14 protein-coding genes are annotated in these 15874 nt (G+C 73.2%); 3 read left to right on the top strand and 11 right to left on the bottom strand.

The window, feature by feature from the left end; all coding sequences use genetic code 11:
- Positions 1 to 47: 47 nt before the first annotated feature.
- The 9 genes from ACFVHO_RS14370 to ACFVHO_RS14330 form a co-directional block, all read right to left on the bottom strand.
- Positions 48 to 1097 (bottom strand): ABC transporter ATP-binding protein, encoded by a 1050-nt coding sequence (locus ACFVHO_RS14370; protein ID WP_385713414.1) that lies wholly within the window; start codon positions 1095 to 1097, stop codon positions 48 to 50.
- Positions 1094 to 1948: an ABC transporter permease gene (locus ACFVHO_RS14365; protein WP_385713412.1), complete on the bottom strand. Its 855-nt coding sequence runs from the start codon at positions 1946 to 1948 to the stop codon at positions 1094 to 1096. Before ACFVHO_RS14365 ends, ACFVHO_RS14370 begins: the two co-directional genes overlap by 4 nt.
- A complete protein-coding gene (locus ACFVHO_RS14360) occupies positions 1945 to 2904 on the bottom strand; it encodes an ABC transporter permease (RefSeq protein WP_385713410.1) in 960 nt (319 codons plus the stop codon). The genes ACFVHO_RS14365 and ACFVHO_RS14360 overlap by 4 nt, the downstream gene beginning before the upstream one ends.
- Positions 2905 to 2921: 17 nt before the next feature.
- The gene (locus tag ACFVHO_RS14355; RefSeq protein WP_385713408.1) at positions 2922 to 4580 is read right to left on the bottom strand and encodes an ABC transporter substrate-binding protein; all 1659 of its coding nucleotides are present in this window, start codon (positions 4578 to 4580) and stop codon (positions 2922 to 2924) included.
- A gap of 19 nt (positions 4581 to 4599) precedes the next feature.
- On the bottom strand, positions 4600 to 5640 hold the full coding sequence (locus ACFVHO_RS14350) for an agmatine/peptidylarginine deiminase (RefSeq protein WP_385713406.1): 1041 nt from the start codon (positions 5638 to 5640) through the stop codon (positions 4600 to 4602).
- A gap of 102 nt (positions 5641 to 5742) precedes the next feature.
- On the bottom strand, positions 5743 to 7491 hold the full coding sequence (locus ACFVHO_RS14345) for an urease subunit alpha (RefSeq protein ID WP_385713404.1): 1749 nt from the start codon (positions 7489 to 7491) through the stop codon (positions 5743 to 5745).
- Positions 7488 to 8201 (bottom strand): urease subunit gamma, encoded by a 714-nt coding sequence (ureA, locus tag ACFVHO_RS14340; RefSeq protein ID WP_385713402.1) that lies wholly within the window; start codon positions 8199 to 8201, stop codon positions 7488 to 7490. The genes ACFVHO_RS14345 and ureA overlap by 4 nt, the downstream gene beginning before the upstream one ends.
- A gap of 357 nt (positions 8202 to 8558) precedes the next feature.
- The gene (locus ACFVHO_RS14335; RefSeq protein WP_385713400.1) at positions 8559 to 9140 is read right to left on the bottom strand and encodes a TetR/AcrR family transcriptional regulator; all 582 of its coding nucleotides are present in this window, start codon (positions 9138 to 9140) and stop codon (positions 8559 to 8561) included.
- Between the two features lie 65 nt (positions 9141 to 9205).
- Complete coding sequence (locus ACFVHO_RS14330) at positions 9206 to 10981, bottom strand: serine/threonine-protein kinase (protein ID WP_385713398.1); 1776 nt, start codon at positions 10979 to 10981, stop codon at positions 9206 to 9208.
- Between the two features lie 202 nt (positions 10982 to 11183).
- Here ACFVHO_RS14330 and ACFVHO_RS14325 point away from each other — a divergent pair, with 202 nt between their 5' ends.
- From ACFVHO_RS14325 to ACFVHO_RS14315, 3 genes are all read left to right on the top strand, one after another.
- Positions 11184 to 11867, top strand: coding sequence for a TetR/AcrR family transcriptional regulator (locus ACFVHO_RS14325; protein WP_385713396.1), 684 nt, complete (start codon positions 11184 to 11186; stop codon positions 11865 to 11867).
- A 261-nt stretch (positions 11868 to 12128) separates the two neighbouring features.
- Entirely contained in the window at positions 12129 to 13277 is a 1149-nt protein-coding gene (locus tag ACFVHO_RS14320) for an agmatine/peptidylarginine deiminase (protein WP_385713487.1), read from the top strand.
- A gap of 46 nt (positions 13278 to 13323) precedes the next feature.
- Positions 13324 to 14199: a DUF4436 domain-containing protein gene (locus tag ACFVHO_RS14315; protein WP_385713394.1), complete on the top strand. Its 876-nt coding sequence runs from the start codon at positions 13324 to 13326 to the stop codon at positions 14197 to 14199.
- A gap of 72 nt (positions 14200 to 14271) precedes the next feature.
- Here the strand turns inward: ACFVHO_RS14315 and ACFVHO_RS14310 are convergent, their stop codons facing one another.
- Entirely contained in the window at positions 14272 to 15006 is a 735-nt protein-coding gene (locus ACFVHO_RS14310; RefSeq protein WP_385713393.1) for a class I SAM-dependent methyltransferase, read from the bottom strand.
- 284 nt (positions 15007 to 15290) lie between these two features.
- Positions 15291 to 15872, bottom strand: a complete 582-nt coding sequence (locus tag ACFVHO_RS14305; protein ID WP_385713391.1) for a hypothetical protein — start codon at positions 15870 to 15872, stop codon at positions 15291 to 15293.
- Positions 15873 to 15874: the final 2 nt, after the last annotated feature.

Below are 15874 nucleotides of genomic sequence, written 5' to 3'. Positions count from 1 at the left end.
TCACCGGGGCTCCCTGTACGCCACTCGTCGCCGGTGCTCCCGTCGCGTCACTCGTCACCGCTGCTCCCTTCGAGCCGTTCGCTGTGGTGGCACGCGGCCCGGTGCTCGGGCCGTCCCGGTGCGGGCCGGGGCGCGGGCACCCGCTGGTCGCACACCTCGGTGGCGAGGGAGCAGCGGGCGGCGAAGGCGCAGCCGGTCAGGGGCGTGCGCAGGTCCGGGGGCTGGCCGTCGATGGCCTTGAGCCTGTCCCCGGCGCTCTCCAGGCGGGGCGTGGAGGCGAGGAGGGCCGCGGTGTAGGGGTGCCGGGGGCTCGCGAACAGGGCCTTCGCGGGGCCGTGTTCGGCGATCCGGCCCGCGTACATGACGTAGACGCGGTCGCTGATGGCGGCGGCCAGGTCGAGGTCGTGCGTGACGAAGAGCAGCGCGGTGCCGAAGCGGGCGCGCAGGCGGCCGAGGAGCGCGATGACCTCGGCCTGGGTGGTGACGTCGAGGGCGGTGGTGGGTTCGTCGGCGAGGAGCAGGGCGGGGTCGCCCATGAGGGCCGCGGCGATCATGACGCGTTGCAGCATGCCGCCGGACACCTGGCTCGGGTACTTGCTGAGGACGGCGGCGTCGAGGCCGACGGCCTGGAGGAGTTCGGTGGCGCGGGCGGTGGCGTCGGCCCTGGTCGTCCCGCCGGTCGCGCGGACGCCTTCGGTCAGGAAGTCGCCGATGCGGCGCAGCGGGTTGAGGGCGGCGCGCGGGTCCTGGAAGACCATGGCGACGGTGCCGGTGCGCAGGGCCCGCAGCCGGTCGCCCGTCATCATGAGGACGTCGTCGCCGTCGACGCGGACGGTGCCCTCGGCGGTGGCGCCCGGCGGCAGCAGGCGCAGCGCGCTGCGTGAGGTGAGGGTCTTGCCGGAGCCGGACTCGCCGACGAGGGCGACGGTCTCCCCTGCGGCGACGGTGAGGTCGACGCCGTCGAGGACGGGGCGTGCGGTGCCGGGCAGGGTGACGCGGAGGCCGCGGATGTCGAGCGTGTCGCTCGGGTCGGAGGGCGTGTCGCCTGAATCGGTGGGCGTGCCGCCCGGATCGGTGGGCGTGGCGGGTGTGTTCATCGGTCTCTCCTGGCGACGCGGTCGGCCCAGCGTTCGCCGACGACGTTGAAGGCGACCACGGTCAGCACGATGAGGACGCAGGGCAGGATCGCGGACAGCGGATAGCCGTGCTGGACGGCGGTCTGGCCGTCGAAGACCATCCGGCCCCAGTCGGGGGTGAGCGGGGGCACGCCGAGTCCGAGGAAGGAGAGACCGGCGAGGTCCATGAGGGCGTAGCCGAAGTTGATGGTGGCCTGGGCGAGGACGACGGGGGCGATGTTGGGGAGGATGTGGCGCAGGCAGATCTGTGGGGCCGTGTGGCCCTGGACGAGGTAGGCGCTGACGTAGGGGCGGGCGCGTTCGGCGAGTACCAGGGAGCGGGTGAGGCGGCTGACGTACGGGAGGTAGGCGACGCCGAGCGCGATGACCGGGGCGAGGAGCCCCTCGCCGTACACGGAGATGACGAGGATCGCGAGGAGCAGGCCGGGGAAGGCGAAGACGAGTTCGGTGCCGCGCGACAGGACGGAGTCGAGCCAGCCGCCGCGCCAGGCCGCGGCCGTGCCGATCGCGACTCCGGCGAGGGTGGAGAGGACGACCACGCCGAGCGGGCCGAGCAGGGACGTGCGGGCGCCGATGAGCAGCCGGGACAGGGTGTCGCGGCCCGCTGCGTCCACGCCGAGGGGGTGGTCGGCGGAGGGCCCGGCGAGCGCGCCGCCGAGGTCGACGGCGTTCGGGTCGTGGGGTGCCGCCCAGGGGGCGAGCAGGGCGGCGGTGACGACGAGGGCGACCAGGCCGAGGCAGAGCAGGTGCAGCGGGGAACCGGCGGCGCGGATCCGGGCCAGGCCGGGGCGGCGGGTGAGGACGGCGGTCATGCGGCGGACCCCCTGGTGCCGAGGGTGAGCCGTGGGTCGACCAGCGGCAGGAGCAGGTCGACGACCAGGTTCACGGCCATGAACAGGGCCACGATGATCAGGGAGATGGCCTGGACGGTCGGGAAGTCCTTGGTGGTGGTGGACAGTTCGAGGAGCTGGCCGACGCCGCCGACGCTGAAGGCGGTCTCGACGAGGATCGTGCAGACCAGGAGCGTGGAGACGACCAGGCCACCGGTGGTCAGTACGGTGCCGAGGGAGTTGCGGAACACATGGCGGCGGATGACCTGGCGTTCGGGCACGCCCCGGCTGCGGGCCACGGTGACGTGTTCGCTGCCGAGCGCTTCGAGCATGGCCGCGCGGGTGACGCGGGCGAGCATGCCGATCAGGTAGAGGGCGAGGGCGATCGCGGGCAGCGTCAGGTGCCAGAGCGTGTCGGCGAGTCCGTCGCCCGCGCCGCCGCTCGGGAACCAGCCGAGGCGCACGGCGAAGAGGCCCTGGAGCAGGACGGCCGCGACGAACGACGGGGTGCCGACGGCGAACGTCGTGGCGAGCAGGATCGCGGAGTCGGTGAACCCGCCGCGGACGGCGGCCAGTCTGCCGAGGAGCAGTCCGACGGCGACGACCACGGTGAGGGCCATCGCGATGAGGAGCAGGGTGGTGGGCAGCCGGTCGGCGAGGAGCCGGGAGACGTCGGTGCGGTAGGTGATGGACCGGCCGAAGTCGCCCTGGAGGACGTCGCCGAGCCAGGCGAAGTACCGTACGGCGAACGGATCGTCGAGGTGGTACTGGGCGTTGATGGCCGCGACGGCCTCCGGTGAGGCCGAGCGGCCCGAGAGCAGAAAGCTCGCCGGGCTGCCCGGTGCCAGATACATCGCGCCGAACACCACGAACGACGCCGTGAGCAGGGTGGCCGCCATCTCGGCGAGTCGGCGCCCCGCGAATCTGAGGAAGGGCAACTCCCTTCTGTGGCCCGTCATTTCGCGGCCCCCACAACGGCGGCCCACGGGTGGTACAGGTACGAGATGGTCGTGGGGGCGCCCGTGATCCGCTTGTTGAGGAACACGGCGGTGGGCCACTCCGCGACGGGGATCCACAGCAGTCGCCGGGCGGCGCGCTGGTGGATCCGCGCCTCGATGCCGAGGCGCCGCTCCGGGTCGTCGACCGCGCTCGCCCGGTCGACGAGGGCGTCGTACTCCTTGTCGCTGTGACGGGCGAAGTTCAGGTACGCGCCGGTCTTGAAGTTGGTCAGGAGGTCCAGCGGGTCGGTGATCGAGTCGTAGTACGTGAGCGGGAACATGTCGATGCCCTTGCGGGCGCCGGGGTCGGTGAACAGCGCGGTGAACGCGTTGGGCGCGATGGACTTGAGCCGGATGTCGAGGCCGATGCGGGTGCCCGCGGACTGCACGGCCGTGGCGAGGAGCGACACGTCCTGGCCGACGGAGCTGGTGGCGACGGTCAGGGTCTTGCCGGTGGCGCCCGCCGCCTTGACCAGGGCCTTGGCCCGGGCGATGTCGGGGGCGCCGGGCCGCAGTCCGGCGAAGGCCCGCTTCCTGGTCCGCTCCGGCGCCCCGGCCCAGGCGGCCCGGGTGGTGAGGGCGCCGGTAGGGGTGCCCGCACCGCCGAGGCCGACCTCGACGAAGCCGGAGCGGTCCAGGGCCAGCGAAAGCGCCCGCCGCACGCGCAGGTCGCCGAGCGCGCCCCGCATGTTGGTGAGGGCCACGTTGACCGTGCTCAGGCCCTCGCCGAAGTACAGCTTGCCGACGCCGCTGCCGCGCAGCCGGGCGTAACTCTCCGTCGGGATCAGATAGCCGCCGTCGGCCTCCCCGCTGAGCAGGGCGTTGGTGCGGGCCGACGCGTCGGGCAGGAAGCGGAAGACGACCTTGCCCGACTTGGCCGGGCGTCCCCAGTAGCGGTCGAAGCGGTCGAGTTCGACGGACTGGCCCTTGTGCCAGGTGCCGAGGGTGAACGGGCCGGTGCAGGCGAGCCCGCCGGAGGTGCCGTAGTCCCGTCCTGCCGCCTCGACCCCGGCCTTGGAGGCGACCACTCCGGCGGCGCTCGCCATGTACTGGGGGAACTGGGAGTCGGGCTTCTTCAGTTTGACGGTGACCTGGAGCGCGCCGGTCCTGCGAACGGAGGTGACGTTCTGGAAGACCTGTGCCCACGCGGCGGCGTTGTCCGGGTCGCGCTGTCGCCGCAGGCTGTACACCACGTCGTCGGCGGTCATCGTCCTGCCGTCGTGGAAGCGCACGCCCCGGCGCAGGTCGTAGACCCAGGTGGTGGGGTCGGGGTGGGTGGCCCGTCGGGCCAGGCCCGGTTCGACGGTGAGCCCCGGCGTCCAGCGCATCAGGCTCTCGCACACGTTGGAGAGCACCATGTTCTGCGGGTAGTCGAACGCCACCGTGTAGTCGAGCGTGGGCGGTTCGGCGTACAGCGCCCAGGTGAAGGAGTCGATGTCGCCCTTGGCGCGGGGGGTGCCCGCGGAGAGGGAGTACGCGATGCCGGAGCCGTTCCTGGGCGGTCCGGCGCACGCCGCGAGGGCGGCGAGCGTGGCCAGGGCGGCGGCCTGGGCGACGAGCCGCCGGTGCCGGCCGCGGCGGCGGCTCCCGACGCGGTACGAGGACGCGGTGGTCATGGGGGCGCTCACCCGGTCGTCACGCGCTGGGGCGGGCGGCGGGGATCTGCTGGGTGATGCAGTGGACTCCCCCGCCGCCGTACGCGATGGCGGCGGCCCGCACGCCGACGACCTTGCGGCCGGGGTGCGCCGAAGCGATCACGGCGAGCGCGGCCTCGTCCTCCAGGTGCTCCGGGGCACCGGGGTGCTCGGGCCTGCCCGCCACCGGTACGACGACGCCGCCGTTCGCGACGTAGTAGTTGAGGTACGACACCTCGACCTCGCCGCCCGCCACCTCGGCGTACACGGTCTGCGGGACGTCGACGATCTCCAGGGCGCGGCCGCGGGCGTCGGTGCTGGCCTCCAGGACGGCGCGGTTGGCGCGCATCCGGGCGTGGTCGGGGTGCGCCGGGTCGTCGGGAAGGGAGACGACGACCCGGCCGGGCGCGGCGAACGCGCAGACGCCGTCGACGTGACCGTCCGTCTCGGTGTCGAGCAGCCCGCCGTACGGCAGCCAGATGACCTTGCTGACGCCGAGCTTGTCCTTCAGCTCGGTCTCGATCTCGGCGCGGCTCATGCCGGGGTTGCGGTTGGGGTGGAGCAGGCACTGCTCGGTGGTGATGAGCGTGCCCTCGCCGTCGACGGTGATCGACCCGCCCTCCAGGATCATGCCGGAGGGGATGCGTTCCACGCCGAGGCGGTCGAGCAGCAGCCCGCTGATCCGGTCGTCGGCGTCGTACGGGTGGTGCTTCTCGCCCCAGGCGTTGAAGCGGAAGTCGACTCCGGCACGGCGGCCGTCTCCGTCAAGCACGAACAGCGGGGCGCTGTCGCGGAACCACGAGTCGTCCAGGGGGAGTTCGACGACGGTGACGCCGTCGCCGCACCGGCTTCGGGCAGCGTCGCCGTGGCCGGGCGGGGCGACCATGGTGACCGGCTCGAACTCGGCGATGGCGCGGGCGACTTGCGCGTACTCGCCCTGTACGTCGTCGAGCACGCCGCCCCACAGGTCGACGCGGGTGGGCCAGGCCATCAGACAGCCCTCGTGCTCGGACCACTCGGCGGGCATACGGAACGCGGTCATGAGGTGTCTCTCTTCTTGCGGAGGGGCTGGTGAAGGAGGAGGGGCGGGGCGGACGGAAGGGGGGGATGAAAGGGGGGATGGAAGGGGCGGCCGACGGTGGGGTCACAGGAAGTAGAGGCGGCTCAGGGAGACTTCCTGCGCGGGCTCGGACCGCAGGGGCGCGCCGTCGAGGGTGACGAGGCCGCTGCGCGCGTTCACCTGGACCTCGCCGACGCGGTCGTTGCCGACCATGTCGGCGGGGCCGATGCCGCGGGTGCCGCGCACGGCGACGCGGCGGCGCCGGGTGGTCAGGGCGTCGTACGGCCTGCCGGCGGAGCCGGACTCGGCGGCGGCGCGGCTGACGAAGGCCACGGAGAGGTCGGCGGGCGCGGCGCCGTGGGCCCCGAACAGCGGGCCGAGGACGAGGGGTTCGCAGCGGTCGGTGGCGGCGTTGGGGTCGCCGGTGACGCCGTACGCGGGGAAGCCGGACTTGAGCACCATCTGTGGCTTCGCGCCGAAGAACGGGGGCCGCCAGAGCACGATGTCCGCCATCTTCCCGACTTCGATGGAGCCGACCTCGTGGGCGAGGCCGTGGGCGAGGGCGGGGTTGATGGTCAGCTTGGCGATGTAGCGCAGGACGCGCGCGTTGTCGTCGCCTGCGCTGTCTCCGTCCAAGGGGCCGAGCTCGGCCTTCATCTTCCCGGCCATGGCGAAGGTCCTGCGGACGGTCTCACCGGCCCGGCCCATGCCCTGTGCGTCGGACGAGGTGATGGCGATGGCGCCGAGGTCGTGCAGGACGTCCTCGGCCCCCATGGTCCCGGCGCGGATCCGGTCGCGGGCCATGGCCGCGTCACCGGGCAGGTCCGTCTTCAGATCGTGGACCGAGACGATCATGCCGTAGTGCTCGGCCACGGCATCGCGCCCGAAGGGCAGGGTGGGATTGGTGGACGAGCCGATGACGTTCGGCACCCCCGCCATCTTCAGGACGTTCGGCACATGCCCGCCCCCGCACCCCTCGATGTGAAAGGCGTGAATGGTCCGCCCTTCCAGCACGCTCAAGGTGTCCTCGACCGACAGACACTCGTTCAACCCGTCACTGTGCAGCGCGACTTGGACATCGTGCTCCTCGGCGACCCGCAGCGCGTTGTCCAACGCCCGCGTGTGCGCGCCCATGTCCTCGTGCACCTTGAAGCCACAGGCTCCGCCCTCCGCGAGGGCCTCGATCAAGGGGGCCTCGTGGGAGGACGAACCGCGCCCGAGAAAGCCGATGTTGACGGGCCAGGCGTCGAAGGCGTTGAACGCGTGCCGCAGCGCCCACGGCGAGTTGACCCCGACCCCCCACATCGGCCCGGTTTCCTGCCCGATGATCGTGGTGACGCCGGAGGCGAGGGAGGCCTCCATGATGCGCGGCGACAGGAGGTGGACGTGCGTGTCGATGGCGCCCGCGGTGGCGATCAGCCCTTCACCGGACACGATCGAGGTCCCGGTGCCGACGACCACGTCCACCCCGTCCAGGGTGTCCGGATTCCCCGCCCGCCCGATGGCGTGGATCCGCCCCTCCCGGATCCCGATCGACACCTTCCGGATCCCCAGCACGGCATCGATCACCAGCACATTGCTGATCACGACATCACAGGTCTCCCGCACGGCGGCGGCCTTCAGATGCAACCCGTCCCGGGCCGTCTTGCCGAACCCGGCCAGGAACTCGTCCCCCGCCAACTGCGCATCGGACTCCACCCGCACCACAAGCCCCGAATCCCCGAGGACCACCCGGTCCCCGGCCCGCGGACCATGCACGGACGCGTACTCGTGGGCGTCGATGTGCCGACTCCCCGGAGCGCAGTGATCGCTGTGTCGCGTGGGCCTGCTCATGCGTGCGTTCCTTCCGGGCGGTCCGAGGGGGCGGCACCCAGGTAGCCGCAGGCCGCCGCCTTGCGCAGCGCCGCCCGCAGGGCGCCCGGGGCGTCGAGGGGCCCGTCGACGAGGCCCGCGAAGCCGATCGCGACCCGGGCACCGCCGATCGGCACCAGGCCCACTCGCGCGGACCCGCCGGGGTCGAAGCGCGTGGACGAGCCGGTGGGCACCGCGAGCCGCATGCCGTAGGCGGCGGCCCGGTCGAAGTCCAGGCGCGGGTTGGCCTCGAAGAAGTGGAAGTGCGAGGTCACGCTGACCGGCACGGAGGCGGTGTTGCGCACGGTCAGCGTCACGACCGGCTCGACGGGCTCGACGTCCGGCGACACCGGCAGGACGGCGCCGGGCGCGTCGTCGCACCGGGGCCGCGCGCCGAATGGGTCGCCGACCACGGCGAGACGCGTGCCGTCGTCGAAGACGGCCTCGACCTGGAGCTCGGTGACCACGTCGGCGACGCCCGGCAGGACGTCGTCGGGGCCGAGGACACCGCGGCCGCGCTCGATCGCCGCCGCCAGGCGCAGGCCGTCGCGGGCCGCCTCGCAGACGGTGTCCGCGATCAGCGCGGTGGCCTCCGGGACGTTGAGCCTGAGCCCCCGCGCGCGCCGGGCCCTGGCCAGCTCGGCGGCGCCGAACAGCAGCAGCCGGTCGCGTTCGGTGGGTGTCAGCGGCATGGGTGCATCCCTCGCTCCGGGAAATCTCGCAGAAGTTCGCAGGGACTCGGCGCTCGACGGCGGGCAGAGCCTGCGCCGTCGGCGGGAGTGACGTCACTGTGGCACTGACTGAATTTTCAGTCAAGAGTCTGGAAGTGAGTGGTTGCCGTCGTCGTCGGCTGATGGGACACCGAGGGGAGACCTGGCGAGACACCCCGGGGAGGAGGCCTGGCCGAGGTGAAGGCGGCGGGAAGACGGGGAAGAGTCAGCGGGCCGCGAGCAGGGGGCAGGGGCGGACCGGCGGGCGGCAGGCTCGCGCGGGAACTGGCGTGTGGCAGGCTCGCCCTGGGGCTGGCGGGCGGCGGGCCCGCGCAGGCGCTACTTCCGCCGCAGCAGCGCCAGTTCGGCGTCGATGGCGCCGCGCATCAGGTCCCGCGCGTGGTCGAGCCGCATCCCGCCGCTGAGCCAGCGCATGCTGAGCCCTTCGAGCAGCGCGGTGAGACGTTCCCCGGCCGCGGCCAGGGCGGGTGCCGGAGTCATCGGCTGCACCTGCCCGAGGAGGGCGGCGACCTCCTGCACCCACACCAGGGTGGCCCGGGCCAGGTCCTCGCGCAGCACCTCGTCGAAGACGGCGCTCGCCCGCAACTCGCCCCAGGCGGAGCTGTTCTCCCTGACCTCGGGGGTGTCCTGGAGCTCCAGGAGGAGGATCTCCTCCAGTTCCTCGCGCGGAGCGAGGGGTTCGGCCTCGGGGTCGCGGCCTGTGGTGTAGCGCTCGGCGCGGTCGTTGATGAACTCCAGGGTCTGGCGCAGGATCCCGGTGCGGTCCTTGAAGTGGTAGTAGATCAGCCCGGTGGAGACGCCCGCCTCGGCGGCGAGTTCTTCGACGCGCAGGCCGCGGACTCCGCGACGGGCGATCAGCCGTGCGGCCGCTTCGAGGATCTGGGTAGTGCGAGGCGCCATGGATCCGAACTTTACCGGGCCGGTCCGGACCCGGTGATCTCGGCCGGGCCGCGGGCGCAGGACGGTCAGCCGCCCTTGCGGTGACGGCTCATGACCACCGTGACCGGCCCCTCCTCCGGGACCGCCTCGACGAGCCGCACGACGACGACGCTCTTCCCGTCCGGGCTGCGGACGCAGAAGGGGCGCTCGTCGGCGAGCTCGTCGAACGGGAGCGTGGTGACCGGTTCCGTCTCGATGCCCCGGACGCAGTCGGCGGGGCTCAGGACGTACCCGGCGGCGATGAACGCGTCGCTGTCCTCGGACAGCACGAACTCGGTGTCGGTCCGCTCCAGGTACCAGGTGGCGGTCTCGGCCGGGACCACCTTCCCCGCCACCAGGTCGAACTCGTAGTCGGGGTCGGGGGCGGTGAGTTCGGCGTCCGTGTAGTCCGGTACGTACGCGGCCTGCGACGTGGCCGAGGGGGACGGCGGGGTCGGGCGGGGCGACGGTGGGGTCGGCCGGGGAGACGGCGAGTGCGGTCGCCGGGGCTTGTCGGCGGAGTCGCGGGCCGTGTCCGCGCGCCGGTCCAGGACGTAGTACGCGGCGGCGCCGAGGGAGACGAGGATGACGGCCGCGGTGGTCAGCGCCACGAGGGTCCCGCGCCGTCGGCCGCGGCGGCGGGCCCGGCGCGGGGCGGGGCCGGCGCCGGTGCCGGGCCCGGCGTCGAGGGCGTGCGGTGTGCCGGGGGCCGACGGGGCGCCGGACCCCCGCGCCTCATCCGGGGCCCGCCTCGACCCGGGCGCCCGCCGCGTGGCCGGGGCGGCGGCGAGCGTCGGCTGGGCGTGGACCGGATCCCACCCCGGCACCGTTCCCTCGTCCGAGCCCGAGCCCGAGTCCGAGCCCCGATCCGTGCCTGTACTCAGCCCCGTACCACCGCCCCACCCGGCCCCCTCCCCCTCGTCCGCGATCTCACTGCTCACCCCGTGCGGCAGCCACCCCTCGGTGAACCCCGGGCGCCCGCCCACCGCCGGGTGGGCGTGGACGGCGGCGATCAGCTCACCGGGCGACGGCCGGTCCTCGGGGCGCTTGGCCAGGCAGCGGCCCACCAGGTCGTGCAGGTCGAGCGGGACGGCGGCCAGGTCGGGATCCTCGTGGACCACCCGGTACAGGGCGGCGGATTCGGGCCCGCTCCCGAACGGCAGCGCTCCCCCGGACACGTACGCGACGAGCGTGCCGAGGGCGAAGACGTCGGTCGCCGGGGTCACCGCCAGGCCCGTCGCCTGCTCCGGCGCCATGTACGCGGCGGTGCCGATGCGCAGGCCGGTGCCGGTGAGCCCGGTGGCGTCGGCCGCGCGCGCGATGCCGAAGTCGATGACGCGCGGGCCGTCCGCGGCGATCAGGACGTTGCCCGGCTTGAGGTCCCGGTGGACGACCCCCGACCGGTGGATGGCCTGGAGCGCCTCCGCGATGCCCGCCACGAGCAGCAGCACCGTGCGCACGGGCAGCGGGCCGTGCCGCTGGACGACCTGCTGCAGCGAGAGGCCGGGCACGTACGCGGTGGCGAGCCACGGCGTGGGGGCGTCGACGCCGGAGTCCACCACCTGGGCGGTGAACAGGCCGTGGATGCCGCGGGCGCTGGCCACCTCGTGCGCGAACCGCCGCCGGAACTCGGGGTCGGCGGCCAGTTCGTCCCGTACCGCCTTCAGGGCGATGGGGCGCCCGCCCGGGGTGTGGGCCAGGTACACCACCCCCATGCCGCCGGCGCCGAGCCGGGCGTGCAGACGGTAGCCGCCGAGCTCGCGGGGGTCGTCGGCCGACAGGGGCGTGCGGGTGGACTGCGCCCCGGGAGGCTGAGAGGACATGCGGTGGCTCTTTCCGCGAGAGGGGCCGGGGCGCGGGGCGGGCCGGTGGCCGCACCCGCGCGTGCTGACGCGGCGACCGCGGGCCGCCCTGGGGGACGATCGTGCCGCTAACTAAAGTTTCAGTCAATGTGAGACGATACGGGACGGTGATCACCCGTCCCGCGAGGCGGGCAGGGCGGGCAGGGCGAGCGCGAGAGGGCCGGTGGGAGGAGTGGGGGCGGACCGCAGGACGGTCATCCTGAGGGGGGCGGCCAGGGTCATCGCCCGACGCGGGGTCCGGGGGCTGCGCGTCACGGAACTCGCCACCGAGGCGGGCGTCTCCACGGCGCTCGTCTATTACCACTTCAAGGACCGCGCGGGCATCCTGCGCCAGACCCTGGAGTTCATCAGCAACCGCGCCGAGCGCTACACCGCCGGGGCCGCCGGGGCCGGGCACTCCGCCCGCGACCCCCGACGGGCGCTCGAACACGCCCTCCTGCTGGAGTTCCAGGACGTGCCCGAGGTCCGCGAGAACAGCACGGCGTGGGGCGAACTGCGCGCCACCGCCGTCTTCGACCCCGGCCTCAGGGACGCGCTCGCCGAGGCCCGGTCGATCTGGATCGGCGAGCTCACCGACGCCCTGCGCCGCGTCCACCCGACCGCACCCGCGCCCGCCCTCGCCCTGGCCGCCGAACGGCTCGTCGCCACGCTGGAGGGACTCAGCATGCGCTGGCTCAGCGAGGTCCTCCCCCTGGCCCACGCCCGTCGGCTGATGCGGGAGGCCATGGTGGTGGAGCTGGCCCACCTGGAACGCGCCGCGGACACCGCGGGCGCCGCCGACACGGATCTCACCGCCGACACGAGCCCCCTCGCCGGCCCAGGACACACCGCACCCCTCTTTGACTGAATTTTCAGTCCATGTCAGAGTGGCAGCACGGCCACCGCCACGGGGCCGTCCGGCCGCAGCCCTGGCGCAGTGCGCCACCCGGCCCCTTCCGGTACGGCGCCCGCCGTCCGCGCCACGCTCGTCGAGCGCCCCACCCTGCCGACGGCTAGCTTGTGACCATCACGATGATCGGAGTTCACCGTGTCCCCCCTCACTCCCCTCACCCGCCCCACCCCCCACTCCCGCCTCACCTCGCTCGCCCCCGCGTCACCTCTCGCCTCGATGCGCCCCAGCCGCCGCTCCGCCCTGCGCGCGATCGCCGGCATCGGCGCCGTCGTCCTCGGCTCCGCGGCCTGCGGGCCCGGCGGCTCCGGCGCGACGAGGGCCGCGGGCACCGCGGGCGCGGGCACCGAGACCGAGGGGCGGCGCCTCGGCGCCGAATGGGAGAGCCACGCCCGCACCTTCATGTCCTGGCCCGCCCTGGAGTCGGTGTGGGAGGAGGACCTGCCCTACGTACGGGAGGACATCGCCCGCATCGCCCGCGCCATCGGCGAGTACGAGTACGTGGTGATGATGGCGCGGCCCGAGCAGGTCAAGGCCGCCCAGCGGGCGTGCGGGCGCGACGTCGAGGTCATCCCCCTGGCCGTCGACGACCTGTGGGCGCGTGACACCGTGCCCGTGTTCGTGGAGGAGGACGGCGAGGTCGTCGGCGTCGACTTCAACTTCAACGGGTGGGGCGACAAGCAGGAGCACACCAACGACGCCCGGGTGGGCCGCACCCTGCTGTCGAAGTACGACATCCCCCGCGAGAAGGCGCCCCTGGTCGCCGAGGGCGGCTCCTTCGAGACCGACGGCGAGGGCACGCTCCTGATCACGGAGAGCTCGATCGTCAACGACAACCGCAACCGCGGCAAGAGCCGGGACCGGATCGAGGCCGAGCTCAAGGAGACCCTGGGCGTCGAGAAGGTGGTCTGGCTCAAGGGCGTGCGCGGCGAGGACATCACCGACGCGCACGTGGACAGCCTCGTCCGGTTCACCGCGCCCGGCGTGGTGCTCCTGGACCGGGCGTTCCCCGGGATGCCCGCCGACTCCTGGTCACGCGCCGCCGACCAGGCGAAGTCCGTGCTGAGCGAGGCCACGGACGCCAAGGGCCGCCGCTTCGAGGTCATCGACCTGCCGCAGCCCGACCTGGACCGGATCACCGGCGAGGGCGACGACTTCGTGTCGACGTACGCCAACTTCTACGTCGCCAACGACTCCGTGTTCATGCCGAGGTTCGGCGACCGCAAGGCCGACAAGCGCGCCAAGAGCATCCTTCAGGAGCACTTCCCCAAGCGCGACATCGTGCAGGTCGAGATCGACACCATCGCCTCCGGCGGCGGTGGCATCCACTGCTCCACGCACGACCAGCCCGGCGAGCCGGTCGACTGACCGTCCCCTGCCCCTGTCCCCTCCCCCTGTCCCCTCCGGAGCGGCCGTGGTCATCCGACGCCTCCCCCCGTCCCGCGGCAGAGCCCTGATCGCGGGGCTCGTACTGCTCGCCGTGGCGGCGGCCGTGGCCTTCGGGGTGTGGCTCCAGTTCGGCGAACGGCACGCCCTGGACACCCGCTACCGCGCGGGTGACCCGGCTCCCGACCGGGTGGACATCGAGGCGTCGGTCCAGCGGGTCGACGCGGCGGGCCGGGAGCTGGTCCTGCGGCTCCTGGTGACCCCGCGCGGCGGCCTGGCGGAGGCCGGCGGCATCTCCCCCGCCGACACCCTCACGCTGCAGACGTCGGCCTCGACGCGCGGGGACCTCACGTTCCCGGCCCACAGCCGGATCTCGACCGTGGACGTGCCCGTCACCCTGACGGCGGGATCCATCACGGACTATCCGTTCGACGCCTACGACGCGGCGCTGGAGTTCGGCGCCGTGCAGGGCGACGAGCCCGTGCCGGTCCGGATGACGCTGTCCAACAACGACGCGCTGTTCGCGGCCTCGGTCGAGGCGTACGAGGAGGACGGCGTGGCGGTGTTCCGGCTCGGCCTCGAACGCTCCACCAGCGTGCTCATCTTCTCGGTGTTCATGATGGCCGCCATGTGGGCGCTCGCCGTCGCCGTGCTGATCGGGGCGTGGTTCCTGCTGAGCAGGCGCAAGGGCCTGACGTGGCCCGCGCTCGGCTGGATGGCCGCGACGCTCTTCGCCCTCGCGGCCTTCCGCAACACCGCACCGGGCGCGCCCCCGATCGGCTCGCTCCTCGACTACATCGCCTTCCTCTGGGCGGAGACGGTCATCGCGTTCTGCGTCATCACCGTGGTGGTCATGGGCATGCGCGCGGAGGCCCGGCACCCGGACCCGCCCGCTCCCACCTGAGGACACGACGGCCCGCTCCCCCCGTGAGGACGCGGCCGCCCGCTCCCCCGTGGGCCGCACCCGGGCGTGCCGCTATGCGGTGGCCCCGCCGCGGCCCACGACCAGCCACTTCGAGGGCAGTTCGATGCGGGTGCCGTCCGGTCTGTACTCGGTCGTGGTCAGCGGCAGCTCACCGGAGGCCAGCACGGTCAGGCCCGCCGAGCGCAGCAGCTCCGGGACGGCGGCGTCGGTCACCTCGCCCGGCGCGATGCCGTGCGCGAACACCGGCGCCAGCTTGGGCGGCGGCCCCCCGGCGTCCTGGGCCAGTCCGCGCAGCACAGGACCCGCGGCCTCGGCCAGCTCGACCAGGCAGGCCCGCCCGCGCTCGCCGGTCAGGGCCGCGACGGAGTCGATGAGCGGCTGCCGGTCGGCGGGCTCGCACTGGTGGAGTACGCCGCGCATGTAGACGTTGGCGTCGCCGAGTTCGGCGTGCAGCTGCTCTGCGGTGCTCTTGTCGGCCGCGTCGAGCTGGCGGAACTCGGCCTGGCCCGCGGGGTCCGCGTGCCGGGCGCGGTCGACGGCGGCGGCCGCCAGGTCGACGCCGAGGACGCGCGGGAAGCGGTCGGCGAGGAAGCGGGTCTGGGTGCCGTTGCCGCAGCCGAGGTCCACCATCGGCAGGTCCGGCGCCGTCAAGTGCGGTTCGAAGAGGGCCAGATGGATGCCCGCGGTGAGGGCGGGCTCGGAGTCCCAGAAGACACCGCCCGCCTCCGCGGGTGCCTCGCTCCAGAAGCCCTCCCAGGCCTCCTGGTATCGACTGGTGACGCCCATGTCAGCTCCCCGGGGTGCGCCAAGCGCCGCCGAACCCGGCGACAAGATCGGTGTACCGCTCGGGGAGGCGCCCGACAAGCCGCACGCGCACACCTTCACGGCGCTTTCGAGGCGTGTTCCCCCCGCGTGCGCCTGCGTGCGGCACCGGTGACCCGGCGTACGGCACCGAAAGGCGCCCGACGTCACACCTGCCCGTCGGGCGCCTCACCTTGCCCCTGTGCGCCGATTCCCGGTGCCGCACCGCCGATGCCGTGCCTCGTGCCGCTTCGGGCGGGTGGGGGCCGCTACACCCCCAGCACCCTGATGGCGGGGTGCTGCACGGTGTTCAGGTACAGCTTCTCCTTGGAGCGTTCCTGTTCCAGCTCCAGGATCAGCCGGTAGCGGTAGAGCCCGGGCTTGGCCGTGCTGAGCACGGTCCCGGCCCAGTAGTAGTAGACCGGCGTGAACTTGTCGCGCATGCGGTCCGGCGCCCCGTAGATCTTCAGCTCGGTGAAGATCTTCCGCTCGGCCACGTCCTCCTCGTCACCGGTCTCCGTGTCGAGGAAGACGATGCTGTTGATCTTCGGCATGGGCGGCCAGGTGCCGTCGATGCGCTTGTCCATGTCGATGGGCCGCACGATCCAGTTCAGGACCTGGCCCTGCTTGCAGACGGTCTCCAGGCGGTTGGTGCCCTGGCCGGGGCCGCCGATGCTGTTGTCCATCATGTACATCGCGTCGTTCAGGGACTGGGTCTCGGTCGCCCGCTCCATGTTGATCAGCGTGACGATGTTCAGCTGGACCGAGTTCAGCTGGCCGGGGTTCTGCTTGTGCTCGAACGCGTCGGCGGTGGCCCCGCCGGGCGTGGCGGTCGATGTGCTCGCGGTCATCG

Source organism: Streptomyces sp. NPDC127108, assembly GCF_042677545.1.
Classification (GTDB): Bacteria; Actinomycetota; Actinomycetes; order Streptomycetales; family Streptomycetaceae; genus Streptomyces.
This window is presented reverse-complemented; position numbering and strand designations above follow the sequence as displayed.